The organism is Noviherbaspirillum sp. ST9 (assembly GCF_048799745.1).
In the GTDB taxonomy this organism is placed as follows: domain Bacteria; phylum Pseudomonadota; class Gammaproteobacteria; order Burkholderiales; family Burkholderiaceae_D; genus Noviherbaspirillum.
Genome location: NZ_JBLWFR010000004.1, coordinates 299,657 through 325,204, shown reverse-complemented (window position 1 = coordinate 325,204; position 25,548 = coordinate 299,657). Strand labels below are relative to the sequence as shown.

Here is a 25,548-nt window from a genome sequence, read left to right as displayed (position 1 = left end):
ATTGCTGCCGGCCTGAGTTCAATATAGTCCTTGCGTTGACGGTTTAAAATTCGAATATTGTGTTAATTCAATTCGGAAAAATCGAACAGTCATGAGCGCCATCAACTACAAGCACCTGCACTACTTCTGGGTTGTCGCGAAGTGCGGCGGCATCGGCCGCGCCAGCGAACAGCTGCACCTGACGCCGCAAACCATCAGCGGACAGATCACGCTGCTGGAAGAGTCGCTCGGCACGTCGCTGTTCGACCGCGTGGGCCGGCGCATCGAACTCAACGAGACGGGACGGATGGTGTTCAGCTACGCCGACGAGATCTTTTCGCTGGGCGAGGAACTGGAGGACATGCTGCACCATCGGCCCGGCGACCGGCCGCTGCAGTTCAGCGTCGGCGTGGTCGACTCGGTGCAGAAATCCATCGCTTACATGCTGCTGGAACCGGCGCTCAAGCTACCCGAGACGCTGCGCATGGTGTGCCGCGAAGGCAAGCTGTCGACCTTGCTGGCGGGCCTGGCGATCCAGAGTTTCGACATCGTGATCGCCGACGGCCCGATGCCGGCCAACAGCAACGTGCGCGGTTACAGTCACCTGCTGGGCGAATGCGGCATCACCTTTTTCGCCGCCCAGTCGCTCGCACGTCAGGTCAAGAAAGGTTTTCCGCAAAGCCTCGATGGCGCCCCCTTCCTGCTGCCGGGCGAGGATGCCGCCGTCCGTCCGCGCCTGCTGAAGTGGTTCGACCGCGAACGCGTCCGCCCGCGTATCGCCGGCGAGTTCGACGATGGCGCGCTGCTCAAGGAATTCGGCGAAGCCGGGACAGGCGTCTTCTGCATGCCGTCCGTGGTCGCTGCGCAGATCAAGCGGCAGTACGGGGTGGTGGAAGTCGGGCGTACCACGGAGGTGATGGAACAGTTCTATGCCATCTCGGTGGAACGTCGTCTTTCGCATCCGGCGGTGGTGGCTATCAGTTCAGCCGCACGCAAGCGCAGTGTTGCGAGTCACTGAAAAGGCCGGTGCATGGTATTTGAGGTATAACAAGAGCCACGACAGTGAAACATGGAAACTTGGTTACAATCGCCGCTTAAACAAAAAGCGCTTATGGGCGCGAATAAAGTAACCAGGGACTATTAATGATCAGGGATTGGCTTCGGGATCGACTTGAGCTGACGCGCGGCGAGGCCAACGGAAATGTGCTGCCGATGGAAGGTCTCCGCGGCTTCGCTGTATTCCTGGTCTTCGCGGTCCACTACGTCACACTGATCGAACCCTGGATGGGCGCCAAGACGCCGCTTTTCAGCGTTGCGCGTGCCTTTCATGCCATCGGAAACACGGGCGTTGATCTGTTCTTCGTGCTCAGCGGGTACCTGATATACGGTTCGTTGATGTCAAAGGACCAGTCTTTCTTGCCGTACGCTTACCGCAGGATCCAACGAATCTATCCGGTCTTCACCGCCGTCTTCTGCGCCTATGTCATCTTGTCGTTTGCCCGTCCTGGCGAGAGCAAGATTCCGAACGAAAGCTGGGATGCACTGATATACCTCACGCAGAATTTCCTTTTGTTGCCAGGGCTTTTCCCAATTGAGCCACTTATCACCGTCGCATGGTCGCTTAGTTACGAGATGCTTTATTACCTGGCGCTACCGTTTCTGATCTGGTTTCTTGCTCTACGCAAGAAATCTCTTGCATGGCGTGTCGCCTTTTTCCTGGCGCTCACATTAGTTCTGGTTACGACATGTGCAGTATTTGGCGGGCCGGTCAGGCTCATCATGTTCATTGCCGGAATTCTGCTCGCTGAGGTCATGCGCCATCAACTGATCAAGTCTCCTGGAAGCGTCGTTGCGTCTGCGGCCTTGTTGACCGGCCTGCTCTCGGCCCTCTCCCCTGTGCAGGGTGCCTTTGGCATCGCGTTAAAGGCGGCATGTCTTTATGTGGCGTTTTTCGTGGTCTGTCACGCTTGTTTTGCGCGGCCGCTAGGCCCCTTGGGACGAACGTTCAGCCTGACGGGCCTGCGATGGCTCGGAAATATGAGCTATTCCTACTATCTGGTGCATGGAGTGAGTCTGCAAAGCGCATGTATCGTTCTCGAGAAATTTGTCCCGCCTCAGGACCGCGGCACATTCTTCTTTCTGGCTTTGATGCCAGTTATGTTTGCGTGGACTCTCATTCCGTCGGCAGTCATGTTCATGCTTGTTGAAAGGCCATTCTCTCTGACTCCAAAGAAAAGCGCCCCCATCGATTCACGCGGAACGAGAAACATGCCGCCCCGGCTGATCCGAGGCATTGAAGGCGGCGGCGATGGAAGATCCGACTGAGAGTCTGAAACAGCGGAGGAGCTTTTTTGTCATGGGCTCCACACAACTTGAAATAAGCGACGAGGACACGATGGATTTGACGGCGTACCGGAACAACGAGCAGGAAAAGACCCGAATTGCAGACTTGATGCGAATGGTTCCGGAAACAGTGAAGTCCGTCATTGACATTGGTGCGCGTGACGGGTTCCTGTCCAAGGAGCTGACAAACTACTGTCCCTCGGTGACGGCTCTGGATCTGGAGATGCCGGTCATCGACCACCCGAACGTGAGATGCCTGAAGGGCGATGCAACTGCATTGCAATTTCCCGACGCGAGCTTCGATCTCGTGTTTTGCTCCGAAGTACTTGAACATATTCCAAGTCCGGCGCTGGAACAGGCGTGTAGCGAACTGGGCCGGATTGCCGATCAATACGTATTGATCGGCGTCCCGTACATGCAAGACATCCGACATGGCCGAACTACATGTTACTCGTGCGGGAAAACGAACCCTCCGTGGGCGCACGTCAACAGCTTCGACGAAACGCGTCTCAAGCTGCTTTTCCCGGACTTTGAAGTGGTCCGGATCAATTTCGTAGGCAAGGGCGAGCCGGGGACCAACAACCTATCCGCTTATCTGCTGAACCTAGCCGGAAATCCATTCGGAACATATATTCAGGAAGAGCCTTGCGTTCACTGCGGCATGAGACTCAAGCCGCCTCCGTCACGAAATCTTACGCAAAAAGTTCTGACAAGAGTCGCCTACACGGTGCGAAGAGCACAAATCCCATTCACGCCTGCCCGGGGAAACTGGATTCACGTCCTCTTTAGGAAAAGGGGCGTCAATCCTGAAAAAGAAAAACACGCTCCCGCGACGTGCGGCCTGAGCGCCAAGCTCGGCCTGCATCCCTCTCGATCAGACGCATAGGGTTCCTCGAATCCTGTCCACTCTAGCACCGGAGCTCCAGCGATTGACACAGGATAAGGAAACCCGCGCCCACACTTTGCAAGCGCCTGCTAACAAGAGTAACTTTCACTTAACAATCCAGATAACAACGGAGACACGCACTCAAGTGCTGCACAAGCGGATTGAGGATGTGAGACTGAGGTTTGCAGCGTGCTCCAGCTGTCCCCGCGGGAAGCAATTCCCGCGTCATTACGCCGGCGGTATGCGAATCCTGCCCGGCCGTCATTGACGTCCCTGCTCATTTTCCCGGCTGCGCGCCCAGCCCCCGCGCGCGGTAAAGCGGTTTGCGCCACAAGCGCATGCCGTTCCGTTCCCGCCATACCGGGCTACGGAAAAAATCAGACAGCTACACGCAAAGAAAAAAAGGAAAAATGATGAAAGCGTTTGCACAACTCCGGGTCGCCACCCGGCTGACGATCGCCATGGCGGCGATCCTGTTCATATCCTTCCTCGCGACCGGCACGGCCATCTGGCGACTGTCCGAGGTCGCCGCAGATACCCGCGCCATGATGCAGGAGCCGCTTGCCAAGGAACGGTACATCGCCGACTGGTACAGCGTTATCCATACAGCCGTCCGGCGCACCGCGGCGATTGCCAAAAGCAGTGACGCGTCGCTGGGCGCATTCTTCGCGGAGGAAGCGGCTGCCTCCACGCGTTTCGCATCCGAGATGCAGGGCAAGGTGGAAGGCTTGCTGTCGTCGGACAAGGAAAAGCAGCTGTTCGGCGACATCGGTGAAAAGCGCAAGGCTTATATCGCTGCGCGCGACGGCGTTGTCAAACTGAAGTCCGAAGGCAAGGCCGATGATGCCAACCGCCTGCTCGACAGCAATTTCATGCCCGCGGCGAAGGCCTATCAGGAAGCGGTTCAGAAGCTGCTCGACAACCAGCGCCAGCACATCGATGAAACCGCGGCCCACATCGAAGCCACCTATCGCTCCGGCCGCACGATGCTGATCGGGATGGCAGCGTTTTCACTGTTGGTCGGCATCCTTTGCGCCTGGGTCCTGACGCGCAGCATCGTCGGACAGCTCGGCGGCGAGCCCATGTATGCGGCCGAGATTGCCAACAGCATCGCCGGCGGAGACCTCAGCGTGCAGGTCAAGGTTGCACCCGGCGACACGTCCAGCCTGCTGCGCGCGATGAAGGACATGCGCGACAAGCTGGCGGACATCGTCGGTCACGTGCGCCACGGGACGGAGACGATCGCCACGGCATCGGCGCAGATCGCCGCGGGCACCATGGACCTGTCCTCACGCACGGAGGAGGAAGCCAGCTCACTGGAAGAAACCGCGTCGTCGATGGAAGAACTGACCTCGACGGTCAAGCAGAACGCCAGCCATGCCCACGATGCGAACGCACTGGCAGCATCGGCGTCGCAGGTCGCCCAGCGCGGCGGCGAAGTGGTGGACCAGGTGGTGCAGACGATGGAATCGATCCACTCCTCGGCGCGCAAGATTGTCGACATCATCGGCGTGATCGACGGCATCGCCTTCCAGACCAACATCCTGGCGCTGAATGCCGCCGTCGAAGCGGCGCGCGCGGGCGAACAAGGCAGGGGCTTCGCGGTGGTCGCATCCGAGGTGCGCAGCCTGGCACAGCGCAGCGCGTCGGCAGCGCGCGAAATCAAGGCGCTGATTGACGACTCGGTCGACAAGGTGGAAGCCGGCAGCGCGCTCGTCGGGCAGGCTGGCGCCACGATGGAAGAGATCGTCACCAGCGTGGAAAAGGTCACCGCGATCATGACCGAAATCACCACTGCGACGCAGGAACAGAGTTCCGGCATCGAACAGGTGAACCTGGCGATCGCCCAGATGGATCGCGTGACGCAGCAGAACGCCTCGCTGGTGGAAGAAACCGCGTCGGCTTCGGAAGCACTCCGGGACCAGGCGGCCCTGCTCGCCGAGGCCGTCAATGCCTTCCGTCTCGACTCCGCGCCGGCCGCACCGGTGACGCAAGCCAAGGTCATTCCCATGCCCCCCGCCGTACCGGTACTGCAGCCAGCCCCGCGCGAGTTGAAGAAGCTGGCATAAGGGCGCACGCACGGGAAAATTGATCTGGAACAAGGAAATCCTTTCCCGACTGCATCACCCTGACATCAGCGTGGGTAAGCGCGGATAATTTTTGCATGCCCGGCAATCCTGCCGGGCACCGCGCGCTCCCGGCGATCAGTGCGGAACGCGACGCAACCCTTTCGATGTCAAACACGCATGCTACCTGCCTATATTTCCCATCCGGATTGCAGCAAGCACGAAATGGGAGCCCTGCACCCTGAATGCCCGGAGCGCCTCGCCGCGATCCGTGACCATTTGCTCATCAAAGGGCTGCTGGAGTTCATGCAACCCCACGACGCGCCGCTCGCGACCGACGAACAGCTCGGACGCGCCCATGCCATGCATCATGTGCGAGAGATGGCGGCGAAGATCCCCGATCCGGATTCAGGCTATGCACAAGTGGATCCGGATACCTGGATGAACGCGCATACCTACCAGGCAGCGCTTCGCTCGGCGGGGGCGGCCGTGCTTGCCACCGACCTCGTGGTGCGTGGCGACGCGTCGGTCGCCTTCTGCAACGTGCGCCCGCCGGGACACCATGCGGAACACGACGCGGCGGGCGGATTCTGCTTTTTCAACAATGTGGCGGTCGGCATTCGCCATGCGCTGGACGTGCACGGCCTGGAGCGCGTGGCGCTGGTCGACTTCGATGTCCATCATGGCAATGGCAGCGAAGACATCCTGTGCGGCGATTCACGCGTGCTGATGTGCTCGACCTACGAAACCAACCTCTATCCTTTCTGCGGCGATGAACCGCGCGGCACCAACATGGTCAACATCGGGTTGTCGCCGCGTTCCGGCGGCGACGCCTTCCGGGAAGCGGTAGACTGGGGATGGATACCGGCGCTGGACGCCTTCCGCCCGCAGATGATCTTCATCTCCGCCGGCTTCGATGCGCACCGCGAAGACGACATGGGCAACCTCGGCCTGGTCGAGGCCGATTATGAATGGGTCACGCGCCGAATCATGGACGTGGCAAATCGGCATTGCAAAGGACGCGTCGTGTCCTGCCTCGAGGGCGGCTATGTGCTCTCGCCCCTGGCCCGCAGCGTGGCCGCGCACGTGAAGGTATTGATCGGCGCGGATTGAATCAAATAGACGGCTGGACGGCATTCGTGCACAGACGCGGAGCCGGCCTGCTGTGACATATGCAGTTAAACATTAGACGATTAGCATGGACAGGCATTATCTGAATCCCCTTTTCTCGCCGCGCTCGGTGGTAGTCTTCGCCGGCAACGAGAACGATCCCGCATCCCAGGTCAGCTACGGCCGGCAGATCGCGGAACAACTGCGCAACGGCGGCTATACCGGCCCGGTGCGCTTCCTCGACATCGGCATGACCGGCACGCTGAGCGAACTGGCCGAGGCAAAGTTCGACCTCGCGATCATCGCGCTGCCGCATGACCAGCTCACCGCCGCGCTCGAAGTTGCGGCACGCATCGAAAGCAAGGCGGCGCTCATCGTGTCGAGCGGCGTGGATGCGAAGCTGGCGGCGCAGCTGCATGCAGTGGCCCGCCAGCACGGCATCTACCTGCTCGGTCCCAATTGCATGGGTTTCCAGCGCCCGAAACTGTCGCTCAACGCGAGCGCGCTCGGTCCGATCGCGCAGTCCGGCGGGCTGGCGCTCGTCTCGCAATCGGGCGCCGTTTCCTCGTCCATCCTCGACTGGGCGGTCAAGAACGGTGTCGGCTTTTCTGCCGTGGTCGCGCTTGGCCCCAATACCTCGGTCGATATCTCGCAGGTGCTCGATTTCCTGGCCGACGACCGCAGTACGCAAAGCATCGTCGTCTACCTTGAAGGCATCCGCAATGCGCGGCGCTTCATGAGCTCGCTGCGTGCGGCTGCGAACGCCAAGCCGGTGTTCGTGCTGAAGGCGGGACGCAAGCCCGCCGGCTCCACCGCGGCACTGACGCACTCCGGCGCCATCGTCGGCAGCGACGACGTGTTCGACGCTGCCCTGCAGCGCGCGGGCGCGGTGCGCGTACGCACCTTCGTGCAACTCTTCACTGCGGCCAAGGGCCTGTCCGCCCGCAATCTCCCCGTCGGCAAACGCCTGGCCGTCATCAGCAATGGCGGCGGTCCCGGCGTGCTGGCCGCAGACTGGGCCGACGAGCTGGGACTGGAAATGGTGGCGCTGGAGCCTGATGCGGCTGCCGCGCTCGCCCCGGAACTGTCTCCGCTGGCCAGCCTGCAATCCGTCATCGACCTCGGCGAAGAAGCCGAGCCGGGCCACTACCGCGCCGCCATCAAGGCCTGTGCGAAAGCCCACAACGTCGACGGCGTCCTCGTGATCCTGTCGCCCAAGCCGGAACTCGACACGGCCGCCGTCGCGCAGGCGCTCGCCGACATCCATCCCGATGTCGGCAAGCCGCTGCTTACGTGCTGGATGGGTGACGAGCGCGCCGCCGCCGCGCGCCAGATCCTGTCGCGCGCGACGATTCCGACCTATCGCACGCCGGAAGCCGCGGTCGATGCCTTCCACAACATCGCCTCGTTCCACCAGAACCAGCAGCTGCTGCACCAGACCCCGCCGCCGCTGTCGCCGCAACTGGCCAACCCCGACCTGGAAGGCGCGCGCATCCTGGTCGAAAGCGTACTGACCGAAAGGCGCAAGGTGCTGACCGAGATGGAATCGAAGGCCCTGCTGTCGGCCTTCCACATCCCGGTTACCAAGACCATCCTCGCGCGCTCCGCAAGCGAAGCGATTCTCGTGGCCAACCAGCTCGGCTATCCGGTTGCGCTGAAGATCGATTCGCCGGACATCACGCACAAGTCGGACGTGCACGGCGTGGCGCTGAACCTGCAAAACGCCGCCGCGGTACGCGACACCTGGCAGGACATGATGGCCACCGTGGCGCGCCTGCGTCCGGATGCGCGCATCAACGGCGTGACGATCCAGAACATGTCCGGCAAGCCGCAGGGCCGCGAGCTGTACATCGGCGTGACGTCCGACGAACCCTTCGGCCCGGTGATTTCCTTTGGTGCCGGCGGCACGATGATCGAACTGATCGCCGACCGCGCGATCGAATTGCCGCCGCTGAACCAGTTCCTCGCGCAACGCCTCATCGACCGCGCGCGTTGCGTGGAAACGCTGGGCAACTGGCGTGGCGCCACGCCCGCGCACCGCGAATCGCTGGAGCAGATCCTGCTGCGCGTCTCGGAAATGGTGTGCGCGCTGCCGCAGCTCAAGCAGATGGACATCAATCCGGTAATCGTCGACGCCAACGGCTCGCTGGTGGTGGACGCGCGTATCGTGATCGACCATGCGCCGCATGGCGCGGACAACTTCCCGCACCTGGCGATCCTGCCCTACCCGTCGGAACGCGAGCAGGAATGGCCGATGCGCGGCGGCGGCCACTATGCCGTGCGCCCGATCCGTCCTGGCGATGCGCAGATGCTGCAGGATTTCGTGCGCCGCATGTCGCCGGAAAGCCGCTATTTCCGTTTCGTCTCGACCATGCGCGAGTTGTCGGTGAAGATGCTGGCGAAGTTCACGCTCATCGACTACGACCGCGAAATGGCGCTGGTGGCGATGTACCGCGAACGCACGCCGACGGAAGACGGCGGCTTCACCGAGACCGAACGCATCATCGGCGTGTCGCGCTATGTCACCAATCCGGACCAGAACACCTGCGAGTTCTCGCTGGCCATCGCCGACGAGTTCAACGGCCAGGGACTGGGTTCGCGCATGATGCTGTCCATCATGGACGTGGCGCGCAGCAAGGGCCTGTCGCAGATCGAAGGCCTGGTGCTGACGAACAATGCGCCGATGCTCAAGCTGATGCGCAGCCTGGAGTTTGACGTGCGGAAGTACGAGGAGGATCCGGATTTCCGCCTGTGCGTACGCTCGCTGCAGTAACTACACCTCTGCCTCGACTTCGCTGACCGCCCTGTTGCGCCCCATTGCCTTGGCCGCGTACAGGGCGGCATCCGCGCGGCGCATCAGGTCCTGCAGCGATTCGAACCCGCGCACGGACGACACGCCGATACTGATCGTGTAAGCCGGAACGGCAGGCTTCGCCCTGCCCTTTTCCGTTGCCGATTGCGCGACGATGGCGCGCATGCGCTCCGCCACGCCGGCCGCCGCGTCGCGGGACGTTTCCGGCAGCAACACGGCAAATTCTTCCCCGCCCACTCGCGCAAAGAAATCGACCGCCCGCACCACGGTGGCGGCGCGCTTGACGAGGTCGATCAGCACCAGGTCGCCTACCGCGTGGCCGTACGTGTCATTGATTTTCTTAAAATGGTCGACGTCCAGGAGCAGCAGGGACAATTGGCGTCCCATCCTGCGTGTCCGCAGCAGCTCGCGATCCGCATGCTCGAAGAAGGCACGGCGCGTCCAGGCTCCGGTCAGGAAGTCGCGGTTGGCCACCAGCTCCGCCCTGGCCAGCATGGTGTCGTGCACCAGCATCACGGCGCCGAACGTCAGCACGGGAAGGATGAAGGTCCCGGCGGAAACAAACAGCAGGTTCAAGGGCGACGGCTGCAGCAATGAGGATACTTCGCCGGTATTGAGCAGATAGATCGCGCTGCGAATACCGTGTCCCACGGTGATCACGGCAGCCATGGCGACGGTAAACAGCGACGGGTAATGGGACCGCCAGTCGCTGCGTCCAAAGACGATCGTCGTCGCAATCGCCAGGCAGGTCGTCCCCTGGAAAACAGCGATCACGACGGTGCGCATCGGGTAGGAATCGACGCTGTAATGGAAGAGCGCAATCGCTGCGACGACCAGCAGGACGCCAGCGCCGAGCACCACCGGCATCGCACTTTTGCCGTAATAGCGGCGAAATCCTGCCAGCATCGCCGCCGATGCCGCAGCGTACACGCCGTTCGCCACCTCGTAGGCAATCAACGGCATCAGTTCGCGGCCGAATGCATACAGCACGAGTGCGACGCAGCCGAACGCATTCGCCAGGCACCATTCGCGGATGCCGGGAATGCCGCTGCGCAGGAGCGAGATCAGGACCAGGAGCATCAGGACGCAGAACAGCGCGCCGACGATCAGGATGTTGAAGGTGCTGGACATGGAGGGCGGCGCCAGGGCCGTCGTGGATGCGGACGCCACAGTATAAGGCCCGTGCCTGGCGACCGCTTGATGAGAATCGCGGTTGACCGGACGCAAGATGCAATAATGTGCCGAGTCCATTCTCTGCTCGCATTGAACGCATGACCTCACGCACCACCGCGCGCACCGCTCCGGCAGACGGCCCTTTCCGCCTGCGGATGACCGGCGCGTTGACGGTATCGCTGGTGGTGCATGCCGCTATCATTTCCCTGCAGTTCGGCGCTCCCGGCGTCGGGCTGCCTGCGCTGGAGCTACCATGGCGAGAGCGCCGCGCACAGGCAGTCGACTTGCAGGTGGCGCTGGCGCCGCCGTCGAGCGCAGCCGAGGCGGCTTCGCCTGCGCCGCCACCGAATGCGGCAAGCGCACCGGCCACCGGACTCCGGTTGGTGCCTTTGCCGCCCGCGCCCACGCCAAAGGCCAGGACAAAGCCCGGTACGGCCAAGCCTGCCGCGTCCCGCCCGGCGCGCCCCCGCATCAAGCGCGAAACGCCTGTCATCGCACTCAACAACGCGCGCGATAGCCGCTTCAACATGCCTCCGCCGGCAACGGACGAGATCACACCGCTGCCGGAACCCAAAGCCGCATTACCCGAACCTGCCGCATCCGTCTCCGAAGAGGAGTTGGCATCGCGCGAACGTGAGCACGCTGCGCTGCGCCAGGCCGAGGAAGAAAAGGCCTTGCACGCCCGCGAAGCGGAAGCGCTGGCCGCGCGGCAACAGCAGGAAGAGGCGGAGGCTGCGCGCCGGCAGGAAGAAGAAGCTCGCGCACGCGTCCTCGCCCAGGAAGCGCAACGCGTAGAGGAGGCGAAACGGCGCGAGGAGGCGGAACGTGCCGCGCTTGCCCTGGAAGAACAGCGCAAGGCGGAAGAGGCAAGCCGGCAGGCCGCCGCGCTCGCCCTGCAGCATCAACGTGAGGAAGCGGCGCGGCGCGCCATGGAACTCGAAGAGAAGCAGCGCGCGGAAGCGGTACGACTGCAGGAAGAACGCCTGCGGCGCGAAGCCGCCGAGTTGCAAGCCCGGAAACAGGCAGAAGCGGCTGAAGCGGCGCGTGCACGTCAGGCCGAGGAACTGGCGGCAAGGAAAAAGGCGGAGATCGAAGCGGCAAGCGCATCCCGGCGTGAACGCGCCCCCGAGCTCGCCCTCGGAGACAGCCCCGCTCCCGGATCACGCATCGATGCGCTGCCGCGCGACGTCGGCGGGGGCCTGGCCGGACGCGCGCTGGAGCAGGCGAGAAGGGGCGACATCCTGCGCAATGACGCGCCCGTCCGTCAGCCCGAGAATGCCGCGGACCAACCGCGCCGGCGCTCTTTCCTCGGCGGCAAGGATGTCGATGTCGGCGTGATGATGTACGTCGAGAGCTGGCGCCTGAAGATCGAACGCAACGGCAGCATCATGTATCCGCGCGCGGCGGTCGACAAAGCCCAGGGCGATCCGGTGGTGACGGTTGCCGTGCGCAGCGACGGCAGCGTGGAGAACGTTGTCATCCACCGCTCCAGCGGCCGGTCCGAGCTGGATGAGGCCGTGCACAGGATTGTGCGGATGAACGCGCGCTACAGCGCTTTTCCGCCGGAGCTGGCGCGGCGCTTTGATGTGATCGAGATCCGGAAGGTGTGGAACTTCGACGATCGACTGCGCATTCTCGACGAAGTCCGCTGACTCAGACCGATTGCACGATCGTCAGCAGGTGCTGGCGCGCAATGTCGAACTCGCGCCGCAAGCTGTCGAGCAGCGCTTCCCCGCCTTCCAGCGTGCCTTCCCTGCCCAGGCGCTCCAGCTCCATGCAATGCTTGCGCATGCGATGCGCGCCAAGGTTTTCAATGCTGGACAGGAAGCGGTGTGCCGCGGACAGCAGGTCTTCGGCGCGGCCGGCGGCGAGCGCGTCGTCAATGTTCTGCAGGTGCTTGGGTGAGTCGTTGATGAACAGCTGGATGATGTCCGACGCCAGCGTCGGGTTGTTTTCATCCTGCAGTTCAAGCAGCTGGTCGATGCGGCGGCGGTCGATGATCGGCGACGCATCCTCCACGTCGTTGCGGCCGGAACCCGCGACGTCGATCAGCACGCTGCGCAGGTCCTCCAGCTCCACCGGCTTGGACACGTAGGAATCCATGCCGGCAGACAGGCACTTCTCGCGGTCGCCCGGCATCGCGTTGGCCGTCATGGCAATCACGCGGGGTCCGGAGGCGCCGTAGCGGGCGCGCAGGCGGCGCGTCGCTTCCAGGCCATCCATCTCCGGCATCTGCACATCCATCAGCACGACATCGTAGTTCTGACGCTCCAGCGCATCGAGCACTTCGGCGCCGTTGGCCACGACGTCGGCGCGATAGCCGAGATGGGCGAGCAGCTGCTGCACGACTTTCTGGTTGACCGTGTTGTCCTCGGCGACGAGGATCTTCAGCGGATGCGTTTCGGCCAGCTTGCCGTTGCTCGTGCGCGGCCGCGCCTGCTGCGCGTGCACCGGTTCGATCCGCATCGCATGCAGCAGCGAGTCGAACAGCGCCGTCGGCTTGATCGGCTTGTTCAGGTAGGCGGCAAACTTCACCAGCGCCAGCGTCGCATCGCGCGGACGGTTGGCGACCGAGGTGAGCATGATCAGCGGCAGCGCGTATTCATCGCGGTACTTGCGGATTTCCAGCGCGAGGCCAAGTCCGTCCATTTCCGGCATGCTCATGTCGAGGATCCCGACATCGAAGGCATGCCCGTGGCGCACGAGGTCGAGCGCCTCGATGGCAGAGGCCGCCGCGGACGGCACCATGCCCCACAGCAGCGACTGCTTGACCAGGATGCGGCGGTTGGTGCTGTTGTCGTCGACGATGAGCACACGCCGGCCGGCGAGCGAGGAAGAGCGCTCCTGGAGGAAGCTGTGCGCCAGCTGCGAGCCGGAGGCTTCCACCGTGATGGTGAAATGGAAGGTCGACCCGACGCCCACTTCGCTCTCCAGCCACATGCGGCCGCCCATGACTTCCGCCAGCCGCTTGCTGATGGCGAGGCCCAGGCCGGTGCCACCGTATTTGCGCGTAGTCGACGCGTCGACCTGCGTGAATACCTGGAACAACTCCGCCTGACGGTCTTCCGGAATGCCGATGCCGGTATCCTTCACCGAGAAGGTGATTTCATAAAGGCTGTCTTCGCCGGCACGTGCCGACACCGACACCACCACCTCGCCGCGGTGGGTGAACTTGATGGAATTCGACAGCAGGTTCACCAGGATCTGGCGCAGCCGCGTGACGTCGCCGACGAGCTGCGCGGGAACACTGTCGTCGATGAAGTAGGCCAGGTTGATGTTCTTTTCCGCCGCGTTGGACGACAGCAGGTCGAGCGATTCCTCGACACAGCGGCGCAGGTCGAAAGGCTGGCGTTCGATGTCGAGCTTGCCGACCTCGATCTTCGAATAGTCGAGGATGTCGTTGATGATCGTGAGCAGCACTTCGCTGCTGGCGCGGATCGTCTGCGCGTAGTCGCGCTGTTCTTCGTCGATGCGCGTGTTGAGCAGCAGGCTGGTCATGCCGATCACCGCGTTAAGCGGCGTGCGGATCTCATGGCTCATGTTGGCCAGGAACATGCTCTTGGCCTGCATGGCCGCCTCGGCGCGTTCCTTGGCGACTTCCAGTTCGCGCTCGTAGGCCTTGCGCGCGGAAATGTCGCGGAGGATGACGGTATGAATGGTGGTGCCGCCGACCGCGAGCTTGGAAATGGATGCTTCGGCGGGGAATTCGGTGCCGTCGCGCCGCATGGCGAAGATCGCGCGGCGTTCAGCCATCTTGCGCGCCTCCAGGCCGGAGCGGTCGAATTCCGCGATGTGCTTGTGGTGCCCTTCGTGATAGCGCGGCGGCAACAGCTTGTTCAGCTCCTTGCCGAGGATCTCTTCCGCTTTCCAGCCGAACACGCGTTCGGCGCCCTGATTGAACAGGATGATCTTCTGGTCGTCGTCGACCGAAATGATCGCGTCATCGGCGATGCTGAGGATGCCGTTGAGCTGGGCGACAGTAAGGCTGGAATTCGGGTTCATGAGTGCGGCGCGCCTTTCTCGAAGGCCAATGCATCATCGTAAACGTTTTTGCTGAAATCGGGGTGGCAAGCCAGTAACGTTCGTTGCTTGACATTTCCATTCCACATGCATTGAACGGCCTGGTTTTTGCATAAGGTATGGATTGCAACGTGCCGCCGCCGGCACCTCTGGAGATCGACACATGCATTCCGCCACTTCCCGCCCAATGCAAACCGCGCGCGAACCGAGGAATACCCCTTCAGTAGTTGTGGTCTATCCCTGCAGGACGGACGTCTGCAACCATGAAATTGCGACGCAGGATGTGCTGGCGAAGAGGATCGCGGACATACGCGGCGATGCGTATGGAGGAATATTCAATCCGGCAGCGCAGTATGACCGACCTTTGTATTTTGTACCAAACGACACGCTGGTGCGCGCCGAACTGCCCGACGCCTTGCAGATCGGCAGCGAGGAGGATTTGTTCGGCGGCGTCGTGCCCCATGCCTTTGTAGCAACAAAGACGATCACGCACGCCCTTCCGTCTTCCGCAAGCCGCAGCCCTCAAGGCTGGTCCGACGACTTCTGCCAGCGCGTCCACGACGTGGTTCTTCCCGGATATTCGGCGTTCTCGCGCCGTGATGCCCTCACTGCCGGCAAGCAGTTGCTGGAACGGGGTCCGGTGCGAATGAAGAAGCCGAGCGGGATTGGCGGCATGGGGCAAACCGTTGTACCGGACCTCCGGCAACTCGAGGAGGAACTCGAACGCCTGGACACAAAGGAACTGGAGCGCATCGGACTCGTGCTGGAGCGTAACCTGGTGGGGCCGGAAACACGCAGCGTCGGGCAGGTGCGCGTTGGCAATTTCCTGGCGACCTATTGCGGCACGCAACGGCTTACCCCGGATAACCGGGGCGCGGAAGTGTACGGCGGCTCGGACCTGATCGTCGTGCGCGGCGATTTCGATGAACTGCTGCAACTCCCCCTCGGCCAGCACGTGCATATCGCCATTGCCCAGGCGCGCACCTACCATGCGGCGGCCATCGCCTGCTATCCGGGAATGTTTGCGTCCAGATGCAACTATGACATCGCGCAAGGTGTCGATGAAGAAGGACGCTGGTATTCGGGTGTGCTGGAACAGTCCTGGCGCATCGGCGGTGCCAGCGGCGCGGAGGTCGCCGCACTGGAAGCCTTCCGGGACGATCCCTCGTTGTCGGTCGTACGCGCATCGACGACCGAGATCTACGGCGACAATCCATCCCTGCCCCCTGGTGCGGCAGTGTATTTCCAGGGCAACGACGACAGGGTTGGGCCGCTGACGAAATACGCAAGACTGGAGGACTATGGCAACACGTGAGGACACGTTACGCATCGCCGTCGATGGCGGCAATATCGCCGGCACCCTGGTCACACCGGACACGAAACTGCCCGGCGTCTTGTTCGTGCACGGATGGGGCGGAAGCCAGGAGCAATACCTTGCCCGCGCGCGGGAAGTGGCGGCCCTTGGCTGCGTGTGCCTGACATTCGACCTGCGCGGCCATGCGGGCACGCTGCCGCAGCATGAAACAGTCACGCGCGAGAACAACCTGCACGATGTCCTCGCCGCCTATGACATCCTCGCGGGGCACCGCGCGGTCGACCCCTCATCGATCGCGATCGTGGGCAGCAGCTACGGCGGCTACCTCGGGGCCATCCTGACGTCGATGCGCCCGGTCCGCTGGCTTGCGCTGCGCGTGCCGGCGCTGTACATGGACAATGGATGGGGACTGCCGAAGCGCCAGCTGCACAAGGAACAGGATCTCGCGTCCTACCGCCGCAGCCTGGTGCAACCGGAGGACAACCGCGCCCTGCGCGCTTGCTCGGAATTCAAGGGAGACGTGCTGCTGGTGGAATCGGAGCACGATGCAACGATCCCGCATGAGGTCATCTGCAGCTACCGGGACGCCTGCGTCAAGTCGCGCTCGCTGACCTACCGGGTCATCGACGGCGCCGACCATGGCTTGTCCGAGGAGCGCTGGCAGCGGTCCTATACCTCGCTGCTGGTCAGCTGGATGACGGAGATGGTGCTCGGCGCACGTCAGGGAAGCAATGCGTCACAAACGGCGACCATGCCGGGCAGTACGATGCCCGAGGCGCCGCCGACACCAGCCTGATGCCGGCGGCAGCCGAGGTTTACGGCGAAGCCGGATCGTCCGGGTCGGGATCGGCCGGACGCATTTTCTGCATGTCTTCCCGGCTGACGCGGTGAGGACGATGCGGATCTTCCCGCGGCTCGTCTTCCGGCAGGATGTGCTGGTCGCCGGACTGCTTCTGTTGCTGTTGGAAGCGGTCGGCCGCCTGCTGACTGTTGCGGTTAGGACTGGTGCTTCTCATCGCGGACTCCTTCAAACGCCAATGCATGGATCGTTTAGAGGCCGCGAGGATAGACGAGTTCAGCCGCCGTCCTGCCGGTTCAACTTATCCTGTTCGATTTCCACGCGGAGAATATTGAATCCGCCGTCGTAATAGCCTCGGCTTTCGGCGACTTCCCGCGCCTCGCGCGTGCTGAGGAAGTGCCAGGCGAGCGCCTGGTCGTCGGTCAGGGATACGTCGTCCGCGAACGGGTAGAGATAGCCGTCGGGCGTCTTGACAACATAGGCGTGCATGCGTCCTCCTCTTGCGCTTCTGGCAGTGTTCCCGCCGGCACAAGATGCCGGCGGACTTACTGCTTCAGTGTAGTCCAGCCCGCGCAAGGATGCTGGCGCGGCAATCAGGGCATGACTTCCACGTACTCGTACACCTCGCAATTGGCGATCGCGTCGCGCAGCCCGAGCGGCGCGCGGGCAAACCAGCCGCGCGGGTCGCGGCGCTCGATTTCTTCGCCCAGGAACTTGAGCAGCGCGCAGACGGGTTCCACCACATTGCGGCGGTAGGCCTCATCCTTTCTGACATACGCGACATGCAGATTTTTCATGCAGTTGCCGCGGCAGAAGGCATAAGCGTCGCAGGACTGGCACGGCATGTCGGGATGCGGTTGCAGGGGGCTACGGGCAAGCCAGTTTTCGGTCACGCTGCCATGCTGCATGCCGGAATCGTCGGTCATGTCGGGGCAGGGGAAAATCGAACCGTCCGGCAGCACATTGAGGATGTGCGTCGACGCGCGGCATTGCGCATGTCCGGAACATTGCTCGATGGCGCGGGAGGGCAGCACCTTGTTGCGCACGATGCCCATGAGCGGGATGAAGGGATACAAGGTGTCGTTGCTGGCAAAAAAGCGGTCGACCAGTTGCGTGAGCACACGCTTCTTCTTCTCCATGGCTTGCGCCGAATACGCGCCGTCGCTTTGCACGAACTGCCAGTACACATAGTCGAAGGATTGCAGCAGTTCGTCCAGTTCCTCGAAGCTGGTGTCTTCGCTGCCCCAGGTCACGCGCGCCGTGAGCGACCCGCCCAGCTTTCCGCGAATGCCTTCGACGCGGTTGATCACCCGGCGGTACACGCCCTTGCCGCGAAACCCGTCGGTAATTTTTTCCCCGCCGTCCACCGACACCAGCACGTTCGACAGCTTTGCCAGCAGGGTGTCCGGCAGGCGGTGCAGCAGCGTGCCGTTGGTCTGGAGCTGGAAGCGGAAATGCGGATAGCGCTGCATGACCTGCTCCATGAATTCGACGTTGAGCGTCGGCTCGCCACCGTAGAACGTGACGTACTTCTCGTGCCGGTCGAGGTGGGTGCGGATGAACTTGTCGAGTTCTTCCAGCGAATAGCTGGGTTTGCCTTGGGAATTGACCACCGAACTCTCGGAACAGTAGGTGCATTTGAGATTGCAGCGCAACGTGGTAAAGAGGTTCAGTTCGACGCGGTTGCCGATGATGGGATGAAGGGCCGGCAAAAGGGAAAGCGGAGAAACGATATCGTTCATGTTGTTATTGCGATGGGGTGATGCGCGAAATGCGCGGAAAAAAGCAGGTCTCGCCGCCCGGTCGGGGCGGTTACGCGAGGAAGATCAGTTTCATCAGTGCAGGCTCATGAACTTGAGCGGATCGACGCGCCACCGGTCGGGCGATTCATGACTCATGATCCTGTCGCCGCCGCCCATGCCGAACGGCCGAGAGAGATCGACCTGCTCCGGCCGGATGTAGGTGTTCGAGCGGGTACTGAAAAAGACATTCACCTTGGGTTTGAGCAGGTCGGTTTCGTGCGGCTCGACCACTACGCCGAGGCGGCCGGACTGCAGCCGGACCAGCGTGCCGACCGGGTAGATGCCGACGCAGTGCATGAAGGCTTGCACGGTCTGCGGATTGAATTCGTTCTTGCTCCACTCGAAGATCTTGCGCAAGGCATCGGCGGCGGGGATCGCCTTGTGGTAGCAGCGGTCGGACGTCAGCGCGTCGTACACGTCGACCAGCGAGGCCATCTGCGCCAGCATGCTGATGCTTTCGCCGGGCAGCCGCTTGGTGTAGCCGCTACCGTCCATGCGCTCGTGATGGTGCAGCGTGATGTCGAGCGGAATCTCGCCGACCGATCCGGAGCGCAACAGGATGTCGTAGCCGTCCTGCGGGTGGCGCTTGACGATGGCGTATTCCTCTTCCGTGAGCTTTCCCGGCTTGTTGAGGATCTCGTCGGGCACCAGCGCCTTGCCGATATCGTGCAGCAATCCGCCGAGCCCCGCCTGGTGCATGGTTTCCGCATCCATGCCGGCGGAGCGGCAGAAGGCGACCACCAGCGTGCACACGGTGACGGAATGCAGGAAGGTGTAATCATCCTTGCTCTTGATGCGCAACAGGCCGACCAGGGCGCCGGGATTGCGAAGGATGGATTCGGTGATCTCCTGCACCACCGGCTCGACCTGGTCGAGTTCCACCGCGCGGCCGAGACGTACGTCGCGCATCGCATCGCGCACGATACGGTGGGCGCGATGCTTCACCTGCGCGGCACGGTGGAGTTCTTCACCCACGGAAATGCGCAGCCGGTTTGTGGAAGGTTCGCTGGCCAGGGATTGCAGTTCGGCTTCGATCACCGCCTGCGCCTGCTCCGCGGTCGGAGCATCGGTCACATCAAGCCCGCGTTCGGTATCGATATAGATTTCGCGCAAGCCCGCACCCGCGATCTTCTCCAGCAGGCCCTCGGACGAGACGAGTACCCGGTTGGTCAGGAAGGGATGGTTGATCCACGAGCAATTGAAATCGTGGACGAACATGCCGACCTTGAGCTGACCCACTGGGATTTTTTTGATCATGGTTGCGAACGGAACGCGCGGAAGGCTAATGATGCCGCAAAGCAAATTCCTGGGCCTTGATCTAATGCAAGCAAGTCGGACTTGCTGTTTGAAATACTGTTTCCCCTGCGCAAACTACGTACGGCTTACGTTCGGTTTCCATCTGCGCCGAGGACGAGGGAGACAGTCTTGGATGGGGTGGGCATGGTAACAAGAATGCGCGGAGGAACAGTCCCATGTTACCCGCCCCTTGATGTTCCGGAAAGTGCGGCCCTTATCGTGCCGGGAGCCAAGCTTCGAATACCGTCTCGCCACCCCCCGCGGCGACATCGACGTCGCCGCCATGGACGCGCAGGATCTCGCGTGCAATGAACAATTCCAGGCCAAGGTCGGCGGGAGGATTGCCGTCGGGGTTGGCGCCGGCAATGGCAAGCTGCGCGATGGGATCGAACATCGTGCGCATCGTGTCGGGTGACATGCCCTGTCCCTTGCATGTCACGCGGAAGACAATGCGTTCATTCGACGCGGACGCATGCAGGAGGATGGGCATGCCGCGCGCGCCGTTGCGCGAGGCGCTGTCGAGCAGGTTGCGCAAGGCCTGGCGCAGCCGCGCGATGTCGGCAATACCGTCGAGGCAGCTCGTTTGCTCGAACCGGAATTCGCAGCGGGGATGCTCCGCGCGGATATCTTCCAGCGCCTCATGGCAGGCAGCAACGAGATCGACCGGCTTCCTTGCGACCGCCATCTTCTTGCCCAGGCGCGAGCGGGCGAAGTCGAGCACGTCGCGAATCATGCCTTCCATTGTTCCGGCACAGCGGCTCACCCGGGCTACCGCCTCGCGCTTGCGATCGGACGGTGCATCGTCGCGCCCAAGATACTGGCATGCCATATGGATGGCGCTCAATGGTGTGCGCAGGTCATGGCCAAGCATGCCGAGGAGCAGGGAGCGCGTGCGTTCCACCTGCAACGCGTATTGCGCGATTGCCTCGCCGACGGCGAAGTCGAGCGCATCATGGAATCGCCTCCAGTCTTCCACGGCGTGCCCGTCGGCCGGGTTCCACACGGCGGGAACGACGACGCGCAGCAAGCGCAGTGCTTCACCGACTTGCTGGACATCGAAGTCCGGACGCGTGCGCAGGGCGGTCCTCACGGTGACCGCTGCGGAGGAATCGGACTGGCGGGCATTGGCCTCGATGTCCGCCGCAATGGCCATGAGGATTTGCTTCGCCTGGCCCTCGAACGGCAATACCGTCGGAAGGGCCGCGCGTTTCCACTCGGCGATGATCCGGTCGATATTGTCGACGATGAAGGTTGGCAGTCTCGGCATGTCCCGGCAAGGATGACCATGGGAAAAGCAGCGGCCATTGTAACGCCGTTTCCGGCCGTGCATGACGGTCGTTACGCCCTGCAACACCCGCGAATTCAACATTGATTGCCCGCGCTCAAAACAGTAACAGCGACGCACTGCAACATACGCCAATGACCTTACGGCAAAGAGGACAATGTCTGCAAATTCGATGACCTGGATCAATACCGCCTGCGCCGTCGCACTGGCTTCCCTGTGCAGTACCGCGCCTGTGCTTGCGTTCACCTTCGATGACGTCGCGTCAAAGGCGCGACGACTCGCCGCGGCCGCCTATGTGAAGCCGGAAAAGAATGTCTCCAAGGCGCTGGCGAACCTCGACTATGACCAGTACCGGGATATCCGCTTCGATCCGTCACGGTCCTGGTGGCGCAATGCGAAGCTGCCGTTCGAACTCGCCTTTTTCCACCAGGGGCGCAATTTCGATACGCCGGTCAGGGTGCACGAGATCGTGGGCAAGAACGTGCAAGAGATCCGCTTCGACCCGAAGTCCTTCCATTACGGCGCGAACGAGTTGCAGCCCAGGGATCTGGCCGGCCTGGGCTTTGCCGGCTTCCGCGTGCACTATCCGGTGAACACGACGAAGTACAAGGATGAAGTGCTGGTCTTCCTCGGCGCGAGCTATTTCCGTGCGGTGGGCAAGGGACAGTTGTACGGGCTCTCGGCGCGCGGGCTGGCAATCGATACGGCACTCAATTCAGGCGAGGAATTCCCGCAGTTCACGGAGTTCTGGGTGGAACGCCCCTCCCCCGCGGCCAAGGAGCTGACCATCTATGCCCTGCTCAATTCGCCGCGTGTCGCAGGCGCCTACCGCTTCACGCTGAAGCCTGGCGTCGATACCGCCGTGGATGTGAAGGCGCAACTCTATCTGCGCGAAAACGTGTCGAAGCTGGGCATCGCGCCACTCACCAGCATGTATTTCTTCGGCGAGAACCAGCGCGCTCAAGTCGAGGATTACCGTCCGGAAGTGCATGATTCCGACGGTTTGGCGATCCAGTCGGGAACCGGCGAGTGGATCTGGCGTCCATTGTTGAACCCCAGGCGTTTGCTGATGACCTCGTATGCGCTGAGCAATCCGGCGGGATTCGGATTGATGCAGCGGGATCGCCAGTTCAACAGTTACGAAGACCTCGAAGCGCGTTATGAAATGCGCCCCAGCGCCTGGGTCGAGCCGAAGGGGCAGTGGGGTGCCGGGCGGGTGGAGCTGATTCAGATTCCGACGCCGGACGAAACCAACGACAACGTCGTTGCCTTCTGGGTACCCGACAACCCGCCGCGCCCCGGCGTGCCTTTCGATATCGAATACCGGTTGCTGTGGCAGAAGGATGCGGAAAAGCGTCCGCCCTCGTCGTGGACGGTGCAGACGCGCCGCGGCCATGGCTGGGTGAAAAAGCCGGATGACAGCATTGCGCTGTCGGTCGATTTCGAAGGTCCGGCGCTGAAGAAGCTTGCGGCCGGCGACAAGGTCGACGCGGTGGTCAGCGCCGACGCCAACGGGAAGATCATGGAGACAAACACCATCCGCAACGATGCAACGGGCGGATGGCGCATGACTGTCCGGCTGCGCCGCACCGACGAAAAGAAACCGGTGGAGTTGCGCGGGTACCTCAACAGCAACAACAACGCCTTATCAGAAACGTGGAGCTATATCCTTCCCCCGGAGTAAGAGAACGATCGCCATCCGACGCACCGGCCGGCGATTACCTTGACCGGCTGCCGCTGAACGACGCGCAACGCCGCGACATCGAACTGCGCATGCCATCCCAGGCGCCGATGACCGGCCTGCACCATGCCCTTGCCGGCAGGCTTGCCGACCGCGACAACCCGGCCTTCGGCTCCATCACGCGAAGGCTGCAACTCGCATTCGATCGCCGCAGCACCGAAGCACAGCCCGCAGGCAACGTCCGTCGTCTCGATATCGAGCGGCGCAGGCATGTGCGCATGCAATTCACACCGCCCCTCCACCGTGCGCCGATGGCGCCGCATCCCTGGGGCGAACTCAATCCTATCCTGCGCTGGTCGGAATCGCGCATGCGTCGGCGCAACGAGTGGCAGGATCGGCGCGAAGACCATGCGGACCGAAAACCCTGGCCGGCGGACATGCCGCTGCCTGAGCCGGACGACAGCATCGACGGGCCCGATCCGCGTGGCCACTGGCGTTATCTTGGCAACGTTCGCCGCATCATCCTGCTCGCGCTGATGCTGTCGCAGACGGCAGTCGCCACCTGGTTCATGGGCAAGGTGCTGCCTTACCAGGGAACGGCCAAACTGGAAATGCTCGTGCTCGCACTGTTCGCCATCCTGTTCTGCTGGGTCTCGGCGGGATTCTGGACGGCGATGGCGGGATATCTCGTCTTGCTCCGTGGGAGGGACCGGTATGGCATCGCGGGCAAGGTGGATGATGCCGTTCCCATTCCTGAACAAGCGCGCACCGCGATCGTCATGCCGATCTGCAATGAAGACGTGCCGCGTGTCATGGCGGGCTTGCGCGCCACATATGAGTCATTGGCGCGCAGCGGCGAACTCGCGCACTTCGACTTCTTCGTGCTCAGTGACAGCAGCGACAGCGACGTGCGCGCGGCCGAGCTCTCGGCGTGGGCCTCGCTGTGCCGCGCGGTCGATGGCTTCGGCCGCATCTTCTACCGTCACCGCAAGCGCCGCGTGAAGCGCAAGAGCGGCAACATCGACGACTTTTGCCGGCGCTGGGGAAAGAACTACCGCTACATGATCGTGCTCGACGCCGACAGCGTGATGAGCGGTGCCTGCATCGCGCGACTGGTGCGCCTGATGGAAGCCAACCCTGGCGCCGGTATCATCCAGACCGCGCCGGTGGCGGCCGGACGTGACACCCTTTACGCACGCATCCAGCAATTCGCGACACGCGCCTACGGCCCGCTGTTCACTGCCGGCCTGCACTACTGGCAACTCGGCGAATCGCATTACTGGGGCCATAACGCCATCATCCGCGTCGCGCCCTTCATGCGTCATTGCGCGCTTGCTCCCCTGCCCGGCCGCGGTTCGCTGGCCGGTGAAATCCTGTCGCACGATTTCGTCGAGGCGGCACTGATGCGGCGCGCGGGCTGGTCGGTGTGGATTGCCTACGACCTGGAAGGCAGCTATGAAGAAATGCCGCCCAATCTCCTGGACGAACTCAAGCGCGATCGTCGCTGGTGTCACGGCAACCTCATGAACTTCCGCCTGTTCACGGCGCGCGGCATGCATCCCGTCCATCGCGCCGTCTTCGTCACCGGTGTCATGGCCTATCTATCGGCGCCGCTGTGGTGCCTCTTCCTCGCACTGTCGACAGGCATGCTGGCAATGCATGCGCTGACCGAGCCGCAATACTTCACCGAACCGCGCCAGTTGTTTCCCATCTGGCCGCAATGGCATCCGGACAAGGCGATCGCGCTGTTCTCCGCGACGGCGACATTGCTGTTCCTGCCCAAGCTGCTGAGCGTATTGCTGATCTGGGCGCACGGGGCCCAGCAGTTCGGCGGCAAGTTGCGCGTACTGGGCAGCATGTTGCTGGAGGTGCTGTTTTCGATGCTGCTCGCCCCGGTGCGCATGCTGTTCCATACCTGGTTTGTCGCCGCGGCCTTCCTTGGCTGGGAAATCCACTGGAAGTCGCCGCCGCGTGGCGATTCCGAAACCGGCTGGCGCGAAGCGCTGGCCAAGCATGGATGGCATATGGCGCTCGGCGTGTTGTGGGCGGCTGGGGTGTATCTGCTGAATCCATCCTTCCTGCCCTGGCTGCTGCCGATTGCCGGCGGGCTGGCATTGTCGGGGCCGATTTCCGTGTTGTCGAGCCGGGTGTCGCTTGGCCGGCGCTTGCGAAAGGCGAAGTTGTTTGCGATACCGGAAGAACTGGCGCCCCCGCTGGAGCTGAAGGCGACCGCGGACCATCACGCGGCCGCGGACTCCCCTGCGGATTTTTCAGGGGCCACGGTGGATCCGGTGCTCAATGCGCTCGCCTGCGCGGCCGGCCGGCCTCGCGTCCGCGCGGAGGCATCGATCACGGTGACGCCGGCGCTGGTGCGCGGCGGTCCGGCGATCCTCAGCCATGCGCAGAAGAATGCGCTGCTCGACGACCCCTATTCCTTGTCGCAATTGCATCTGCAAGTCTGGTCGTCCTCCAGATTGCCGCAGCGATGGGTCAGTGATGATGATGCATGCCGGGCAAATGCAGCGGATGGTGCAGGTCCTTGAAGCTCTTGTCGTGCTCGATCAGGTGGATCACGGCCTTGACGATCGCGACCATGACGGCACGTTCGCGGTTCGGATGGTCGGCGAAGTAAACGATCACCGGCCCCGCCTTGACCGAACTGCAGCGCGATTCGCCCGCCTCCTTGTGGAAGCTCAGCGGAATGCCGTACTGGGTCAGCAGCGCTCCGCAGGCGTGCCAGTCACGCGTCCATTGCGGCACGGGTTCCGTGTTGATCCAGAGCGTGCCCGCGCTCTCGCAATACTCCTCCACTTCATGTCCGAGCAGCTGCGCCAGGTGGCGCTCCTTGGCCACACAGCTGCGGAAATACTCTTCATCGCTCATGCGCATGGAATTTCCCCTCGGCAACCTACCGTTCCGGATATGATTCAGAATAGCACCGGGCTGCGCTACGACAACCCGGCTTGAGCTTTCCTTTATGA

The 25,548-nt window shown here is 62.6% G+C and carries 19 protein-coding genes; 11 read left to right on the top strand and 8 right to left on the bottom strand.

Annotation, left to right across the window (positions count from 1 at the left end):
• Window positions 1-91 precede the first annotated feature (91 nt).
• From nhaR to ACNOHI_RS10610, 6 genes are all read left to right on the top strand, one after another.
• Window positions 92-997 (top strand): transcriptional activator NhaR, encoded by a 906-nt coding sequence (gene nhaR / locus ACNOHI_RS10635; protein ID WP_420474648.1) that lies wholly within the window; start codon window positions 92-94, stop codon window positions 995-997.
• A gap of 125 nt (window positions 998-1,122) precedes the next feature.
• The gene (locus ACNOHI_RS10630) at window positions 1,123-2,304 is read left to right on the top strand and encodes an acyltransferase family protein (RefSeq protein ID WP_420474647.1); all 1,182 of its coding nucleotides are present in this window, start codon (window positions 1,123-1,125) and stop codon (window positions 2,302-2,304) included.
• On the top strand, window positions 2,288-3,208 hold the full coding sequence (locus tag ACNOHI_RS10625) for a class I SAM-dependent methyltransferase (RefSeq protein ID WP_420474646.1): 921 nt from the start codon (window positions 2,288-2,290) through the stop codon (window positions 3,206-3,208). Before ACNOHI_RS10630 ends, ACNOHI_RS10625 begins: the two co-directional genes overlap by 17 nt.
• Before the next feature lie 410 nt (window positions 3,209-3,618).
• Window positions 3,619-5,277, top strand: coding sequence for a methyl-accepting chemotaxis protein (locus tag ACNOHI_RS10620; RefSeq protein ID WP_420474645.1), 1,659 nt, complete (start codon window positions 3,619-3,621; stop codon window positions 5,275-5,277).
• Window positions 5,278-5,454: 177 nt separating this feature from the next.
• Entirely contained in the window at window positions 5,455-6,387 is a 933-nt protein-coding gene (locus ACNOHI_RS10615; protein ID WP_420474644.1) for a histone deacetylase family protein, read from the top strand.
• A gap of 85 nt (window positions 6,388-6,472) precedes the next feature.
• Entirely contained in the window at window positions 6,473-9,157 is a 2,685-nt protein-coding gene (locus ACNOHI_RS10610) for a GNAT family N-acetyltransferase (protein ID WP_420474643.1), read from the top strand.
• Here ACNOHI_RS10610 and ACNOHI_RS10605 read toward each other — a convergent pair whose 3' ends face one another.
• Entirely contained in the window at window positions 9,158-10,327 is a 1,170-nt protein-coding gene (locus ACNOHI_RS10605) for a diguanylate cyclase (RefSeq protein WP_420474642.1), read from the bottom strand.
• 140 nt (window positions 10,328-10,467) lie between these two features.
• On the opposite strand from ACNOHI_RS10605, the gene ACNOHI_RS10600 reads away from it, so the two are divergent.
• Window positions 10,468-12,021, top strand: coding sequence for a TonB family protein (locus ACNOHI_RS10600; RefSeq protein WP_420474641.1), 1,554 nt, complete (start codon window positions 10,468-10,470; stop codon window positions 12,019-12,021).
• 1 nt (window position 12,022) lies between these two features.
• Here ACNOHI_RS10600 and ACNOHI_RS10595 read toward each other — a convergent pair whose 3' ends face one another.
• Entirely contained in the window at window positions 12,023-14,371 is a 2,349-nt protein-coding gene (locus ACNOHI_RS10595; protein WP_420474640.1) for a response regulator, read from the bottom strand.
• Window positions 14,372-14,552: 181 nt separating this feature from the next.
• Here ACNOHI_RS10595 and ACNOHI_RS10590 point away from each other — a divergent pair, with 181 nt between their 5' ends.
• Both ACNOHI_RS10590 and ACNOHI_RS10585 read left to right on the top strand, forming a co-directional pair.
• Window positions 14,553-15,704: a DUF3182 family protein gene (locus ACNOHI_RS10590; RefSeq protein WP_420474639.1), complete on the top strand. Its 1,152-nt coding sequence runs from the start codon at window positions 14,553-14,555 to the stop codon at window positions 15,702-15,704.
• Window positions 15,691-16,500: an alpha/beta hydrolase family protein gene (locus tag ACNOHI_RS10585; RefSeq protein WP_420474638.1), complete on the top strand. Its 810-nt coding sequence runs from the start codon at window positions 15,691-15,693 to the stop codon at window positions 16,498-16,500. The genes ACNOHI_RS10590 and ACNOHI_RS10585 overlap by 14 nt, the downstream gene beginning before the upstream one ends.
• Before the next feature lie 19 nt (window positions 16,501-16,519).
• Here the strand turns inward: ACNOHI_RS10585 and ACNOHI_RS10580 are convergent, their stop codons facing one another.
• The 5 genes from ACNOHI_RS10580 to ACNOHI_RS10560 form a co-directional block, all read right to left on the bottom strand.
• A complete protein-coding gene (locus ACNOHI_RS10580) occupies window positions 16,520-16,720 on the bottom strand; it encodes a hypothetical protein (RefSeq protein WP_420474637.1) in 201 nt (66 codons plus the stop codon).
• Window positions 16,721-16,779: 59 nt separating this feature from the next.
• Window positions 16,780-16,992 carry a hypothetical protein gene (locus ACNOHI_RS10575; protein ID WP_420474636.1) on the bottom strand — a complete coding sequence of 71 codons (213 nt, stop codon included), beginning with the start codon at window positions 16,990-16,992 and terminating at the stop codon, window positions 16,780-16,782.
• A 104-nt stretch (window positions 16,993-17,096) separates the two neighbouring features.
• A complete protein-coding gene (locus ACNOHI_RS10570; RefSeq protein ID WP_420474635.1) occupies window positions 17,097-18,245 on the bottom strand; it encodes a radical SAM protein in 1,149 nt (382 codons plus the stop codon).
• Between the two features lie 93 nt (window positions 18,246-18,338).
• Complete coding sequence (locus ACNOHI_RS10565; protein WP_420474634.1) at window positions 18,339-19,562, bottom strand: HD-GYP domain-containing protein; 1,224 nt, start codon at window positions 19,560-19,562, stop codon at window positions 18,339-18,341.
• Window positions 19,563-19,815: 253 nt separating this feature from the next.
• Entirely contained in the window at window positions 19,816-20,868 is a 1,053-nt protein-coding gene (locus tag ACNOHI_RS10560; protein WP_420474633.1) for a sensor histidine kinase, read from the bottom strand.
• A gap of 190 nt (window positions 20,869-21,058) precedes the next feature.
• Between ACNOHI_RS10560 and ACNOHI_RS10555 the strand changes: the two genes are divergently transcribed.
• The gene (locus ACNOHI_RS10555) at window positions 21,059-22,570 is read left to right on the top strand and encodes a glucan biosynthesis protein G (RefSeq protein ID WP_420474632.1); all 1,512 of its coding nucleotides are present in this window, start codon (window positions 21,059-21,061) and stop codon (window positions 22,568-22,570) included.
• Entirely contained in the window at window positions 22,543-25,110 is a 2,568-nt protein-coding gene (gene mdoH / locus ACNOHI_RS10550; RefSeq protein WP_420474631.1) for a glucans biosynthesis glucosyltransferase MdoH, read from the top strand. The genes ACNOHI_RS10555 and mdoH overlap by 28 nt, the downstream gene beginning before the upstream one ends.
• On the opposite strand, the gene ACNOHI_RS10545 is transcribed toward mdoH, so the two are convergent.
• Window positions 25,058-25,456 (bottom strand): aminoacyl-tRNA synthetase, encoded by a 399-nt coding sequence (locus ACNOHI_RS10545; RefSeq protein WP_420474630.1) that lies wholly within the window; start codon window positions 25,454-25,456, stop codon window positions 25,058-25,060. The genes mdoH and ACNOHI_RS10545 overlap by 53 nt on opposite strands.
• Window positions 25,457-25,548: the final 92 nt, after the last annotated feature.